Source organism: Aeribacillus sp. JST-2 (assembly GCF_056032925.1).
Genome location: NZ_JBVVUU010000104.1, coordinates 1 through 1,272 on the forward strand (window position 1 = coordinate 1; position 1,272 = coordinate 1,272).

The following is a 1,272-nucleotide window of genomic DNA, read 5'->3' on the forward strand; positions in this document are numbered from 1 at the left end:
CCTGTACATTCCAAAAATACACGTAGCCGAAATCTTTCAAGGTTTCTGAAGCCAAAAGCACGTCTTTTGATGTTCTTTATCTTATGGTTTGTCCCTTCAATCCGGCCATTCGTAAAAGGGGTAAGAAAATATTGTAAAATTTGTGCCTTCCAATTTTCTATCGTCTTGGCAACTTGATGAAATGAAGGAAATGGGCTGCTCCATGCGAGTTGAATCCATTCTTCTAAGAGTGAATCAGCTGTATCATAGTCATTCACTTGGTATATTTCTCTAAAGAGTTCTTTTAGAAAATAGGCATATGACAATTCTGAATGCTCTTTGAGCATCTCGTCTAATTGTTGTTTTTCATTAGCCGTTAACTTTTCAGAACCTTTCAAGAGTTTAAACCGTCCCTTTTTTAGTCCAGGAGTTTTCTTTCTAACTTGGTCAAGTGCATGTGTCACCTTTTGCACCACATGATATTTATCAATGACGATACAGGCCTCTGGGAATATAGATTTAACAGCTTTATGGAAGGGATCCCACATATCCATAACAACGGTATGAACACATTTATTAGACAGAATCTTCTTGGCAAGTAAGATCTGAGTTGAATGATAACTCCGTTGATGTTCCATACCAAGCACACTCCCGGATTGGGTATCCATAAGAACTGTTTCATATCGGTGACCCTTTCGGACAGCGATCTCATCAAGGCTAAGGATTAATTCATGGTTTTCTAAAACACTTTCAAGAGTTTCTAAATGCTCCTTCTCTTTTTCTTTAGCAACGGAATAAAATATTCTTTCAACAGTTGTATAAGGTATTTTTTCCTTTCGACTCACTTCTTGGATAGTAGAGCCAATGCACATTTCGTACAGATATTCTCTGTACCGATTGGTCTGATGCTTATTAGGACGGATAGATTCAAATGTTTGTGAAAATACCTCATTACAGTTGTGACAACGGTATCTATACACTCTGACAAATAAGAAAAGGGGCTTGCCTAATACGGACAAGTCACGAACCTTTCTTGTCCGCCAGTCATGGACATGACTAGAAAAAAAAACGCAGTAAGAACAGCGTTCTTCTGTAGTATTTTTCTCAACATGTAACAAATTGCAATCTTCAAGAAACACTTGTTTAACAACTTCAAATTCTGGCAAATCTAGTGATACGGAAAACACTTTAGAACCTCCTGTTATGTTAAGTCACGCTAACATTATTGCCAGGAATTCGTGAGTGTTTTCCTTATTTTTTGGGTTAAATCACAAAATGTGGTGATGAATCTTT

1 protein-coding gene is annotated in these 1,272 nt (G+C 37.2%); it reads right to left on the reverse strand.

Features of this window, described 5'->3' with window-relative positions; genetic code table 11:
- Positions 1–1,166: ISL3 family transposase (locus AC0KTX_RS16760; RefSeq protein ID WP_474253159.1), on the reverse strand; the 1,166-nt coding region annotated here is incomplete at its 3' end.
- Positions 1,167–1,272: the final 106 nt, after the last annotated feature.